Source organism: Saccharopolyspora sp., assembly GCF_017434145.1.
GTDB lineage: Bacteria > Actinomycetota > Actinomycetes > Mycobacteriales > Pseudonocardiaceae > Saccharopolyspora_C > Saccharopolyspora_C galaxeae.
Window position 1 is genome coordinate 1 of sequence record NZ_JAFRFW010001049.1, and the last position, 3,487, is coordinate 3,487.

General features: G+C 71.9%; 5 protein-coding genes. 3 read left to right on the forward strand and 2 right to left on the reverse strand.

Annotated features, from left to right (window positions below):
* Positions 1–258: 258 nt before the first annotated feature.
* On the reverse strand, positions 259–1,488 hold the full coding sequence (locus tag IJH84_RS28640) for a D-alanyl-D-alanine carboxypeptidase family protein (protein ID WP_295151146.1): 1,230 nt from the start codon (positions 1,486–1,488) through the stop codon (positions 259–261).
* Positions 1,489–1,719: 231 nt separating this feature from the next.
* On the opposite strand from IJH84_RS28640, the gene IJH84_RS28645 reads away from it, so the two are divergent.
* Together IJH84_RS28645 and IJH84_RS28650 are read left to right on the forward strand one after the other, a co-directional pair.
* The gene (locus tag IJH84_RS28645) at positions 1,720–1,947 is read left to right on the forward strand and encodes an SCO4848 family membrane protein (protein WP_200068585.1); all 228 of its coding nucleotides are present in this window, start codon (positions 1,720–1,722) and stop codon (positions 1,945–1,947) included.
* 75 nt (positions 1,948–2,022) lie between these two features.
* Positions 2,023–2,262 (forward strand): hypothetical protein, encoded by a 240-nt coding sequence (locus IJH84_RS28650; RefSeq protein WP_295151149.1) that lies wholly within the window; start codon positions 2,023–2,025, stop codon positions 2,260–2,262.
* Between the two features lie 25 nt (positions 2,263–2,287).
* Here IJH84_RS28650 and IJH84_RS28655 read toward each other — a convergent pair whose 3' ends face one another.
* Entirely contained in the window at positions 2,288–3,049 is a 762-nt protein-coding gene (locus IJH84_RS28655; protein WP_295151151.1) for an SDR family oxidoreductase, read from the reverse strand.
* A gap of 101 nt (positions 3,050–3,150) precedes the next feature.
* On the opposite strand from IJH84_RS28655, the gene IJH84_RS28660 reads away from it, so the two are divergent.
* Positions 3,151–3,487, forward strand: a 337-nt coding sequence (locus tag IJH84_RS28660) for a helix-turn-helix transcriptional regulator (RefSeq protein ID WP_295151153.1), incomplete at its 3' end; no start/stop codon positions are given.

Here is a 3,487-nt window from a genome sequence, read left to right on the forward strand (position 1 = left end):
GGCCCGGCACTCTGCTCCCCGGACCGGCTGCCCGGCGGCGCTGCCGGCGGCTCCTGCAATCGAGAATCCCGCGTCTCGCATCGCGTCGAACCCGCACGATTACCCGAGTACTACCTAGAACGACCGGGTGAGGCACCGCGCACAGCGCGCCGGGCCAGGCGCTGTCCGGGCAACGGTCCGCGCAGGCCGCCTCGGGCGCCGCTGCGTTTCAAGCAGGACCTATCGCCGCTTGCACCGATCCACGGCTGCGCACCGGGATCAGGGGTGTTCGTCCGAGGAATTCGCGTTCCTGCGCGCGGCGGCCAGCTTGGCCCGGCGCTGCCGCAGCGCGAACAGCCCCGACACCGCGATCACCGCGGCCGCGAGCAGCGTCAACGGCCAGCCGAGCGTGCCGGACATCGCTCCCTGCGCCTGCGCGTCCGCGGAATCCGCACCGGCCTGCGGTTCGGGCGCGGCGTCCACGACCGAAGGCTTCGGCGGTTCGGACACCAGCCGCCCGACCGGCGCCGCGGCGGGCAGGCCGAACCCGTAGTCGAGCAGGTTCTCGGTCTGCTTGGACAACCGGACCGGCTTGTTCTCGCCGCGCATCAGCACCGCCACCAGCCGCCTGCCGCCGCGCTCGGCGGCCGCGGCGAACGTGTGCCGCGCGTCGTCGGTGAACCCGGTCTTGCCGCCCAGCGCGCCGGGGTAGTTCAACAGCACCGAGTTGTCGCTGCTCACCGGCATCGGCGGAGCACCGGGTTTACCGGGCAGCTGGATCTGCTCGGTCCCGGCGATCCGCGCGAACTCCGGGTCCTGCATCGCGGTGCGGAAGATCACCGCCAGGTCGTAGGCCGAGGTGCTCATCCCCGGTCCGTCCAATCCGGACGGACTCGCGGTGCGCGTGTCGTGCGCGCCGAGCCGGGGCGCGAGCGCGTTCATCTTGCGGACGGTCTCGTCGACACCGCCCAGCTTGACCGCCAGCGCGTGCGCCGCGTCGTTGCCGGACTGCATGATCATTCCGGAGAGCACTTGATGCACCGTGTAGGTCGTGCCGGGTTCCAGGCCGACCTTGCTGCCTTCCTGGTCGGCATCGGCTTGGGTCGCGGTGATCGTGTCGGCCAGGTCCAGCTCGCGCAGCGCCAGCAGCGCGGTGAGCACCTTGATCGTGGAGGCAGGCCGGTGCCGGGCGTGCGGATCGCGCGCCGCGAGCACCTCCCCGCTGTCCAGGTCGGCCAGCACCCACGACTGCGCGCCCACCTGGTCGACCGGCGGTGCGGCCACACCGGGCGGTGTGATCTCGGCGCACTCGGCGAGCCGTTCGCCGCCGACGGGCTCCGGGGGCACCGGCAGCGGCGGCGGACTCGGCATTCCCGGCGCGGGCCCCTCGGAGGTGTCGACCGGTGCCGGCGGCTGGACCGCGTTCGGGCACGCGGGCTGGGCCGTCGCGACGGCCGGGCTCGAGCCGAGCAGGGTCAGCGCAGCGCATAGCGCGGTGCCGACGCGCAATCCGGCTTTTCCTTGCGGCACCGGCGATTCCGGTGCGGTTGGGATGGACCTGCGGACCGGGGGGAGAGTTCTCGCGGGCACCCGCCAAGGCTAGCGAAACGCGGCCTGCGCGGGATTCGTCCGTACGACTTTCGGTGTCCGCCGAGAACGGGCGGGTGCGCGGTTCGGGCACCGCGCGACGAGCGGAGGCCAGGTGCGGCCGGCGACAGCGGCGGGCGGATACTGGCAGACGTGAAGTTCTCCCGCCGTACCGCGCTGTTCCTGCTCGCCTTCGGGGTCTGGTCGTGGCTGCTGTGGCCCGCCTTCTTCCGCAACATCTGGATCAACGAGAAGTCCTGGGCGGGCGCCTCGCCCACGGCCTTCCTGTACGTGCACTTCGTGATCGCGGCGGTCTCGCTGGTGCTCGGCACGATCATCGGCGTGCTCGGCTGGCGCGCCTTCCGCGCGACCCGCAGCTGACCGGCGTCGGCACGCAGCAGTGCACAGCACCAGCCACGGGTGGACCCGACGCCGTGGCCGAATCACCACGTCCCGATGCTCCGCAGCACCTGGGAGCGCCTGCACGGGTGGAAGCGTTGGATCACCCTGAACGGCTCCGGGCACGGGTACGGCATCCACCACCCCGGAACGCCGCTGCCCGGGGCGCGTGGTGCCGAACTGGGGAACCGCTGCGTCGCCGCGTTCCTCGACCAGCATCTGCGGCAGCTGCCTCAGCCGATACTCGACCGCCCGACCGAGCAAAACCCCGAAGTGCTGTTCTGGCACCGGCGGTGACGGATCCGCCCGATCCGAACGCCGGTCACTTGCCGTGCGGGTCGGCGGCGTTGAGCGCGGCGACGACCTGGTCGTAATCGCCGCGCGCTTCGCCGTAGCGGAGGAACTTCACGTTCTCCACCTGGATCTCGCGGGCTTCGGGCAGGTTCTCGAGCAGCGACATGACCTCGTCGGCGAACTCGGCCAGCGGCATCGCGTGCTCGCTGTCCTGCTGGCCCGGCAGCAGTTCGGTGCGCACCGCGGGCGGTTCGATCTCCTGCAGCCGCACGCTGGTGTCGGCCAGCTGCAACCGGATCGACTCGGTGAGCATGTGGATCGCGGCCTTCGAGGCGTTGTAGCTGGGCGTCGCCGCCAGCGGGGTGAACGCCAGCCCGGACGAAACGGTGAGGATCGTGGCGTCCGGCCGGGTCCGGAGGTGCTCGATGAACTCGGCGATGAGCCGGATCGGTCCCAGCACGTTGGTGGTGATGACCTCTTCCGCCGACCCGAGGAAGGACTCGGGCCGGTGCCAGTCCTCGACGCGCATGATCCCCGCCATCGGGACGAGGACGTTCAGCTCGGGGTGGCGGGCCAGCACCTCGGCCGCAGCGGCGCGGATGCTCGCGGGGTCGGTGGTGTCGATCCGCACGGTGTCGAGCCCGTGGTCGGCTCCGATGCGCTCGAGCAGTTCCGCGCGGCGGCCGCCGACCACGACCGTGTTGCCCTTCGCCTGCAACCGCAGCGCGAGGGCCAGACCGATGCCGCTGGTGGCGCCGGGGATGAAGATCGTGTTTCCGGTGATGTCCATGCCCTGAGTTTCACCGGGAAATCGGCAACGGTGCAGAGACCGGTGCTCCGGGGGACTCGCGATCCCTGGATAGAGGCGGCCGGGCGGTCCATGCTGGCGGCATGGACCGTGCAGCGCTCGCGAGCTTCCTGTTCCGCCGCCGGGAGGCGCTGCGGCCCGGCGACGTCGGCCTGCCCAACGGCGCGCGCAGGCGGACACCCGGTTTGCGCCGCGAGGAAGTGGCGTCGCTGGCCGGTATGTCCACGGATTACTACACGCGGCTGGAGCAGCGCCGCGGCCCGCACCCGAGCGCGCAGCTGCTCACCGCGTTGTCCCGCGCGCTGCGGCTCACCGCCGACGAGCGCGACCACCTGTTCCGCATCGCCGGGCAAAGCGCGCCGACGTCCATGGACGCGGCGACGCACGTCGCGCCCGCGTTGCTGCGGGTGCTCGATCGCC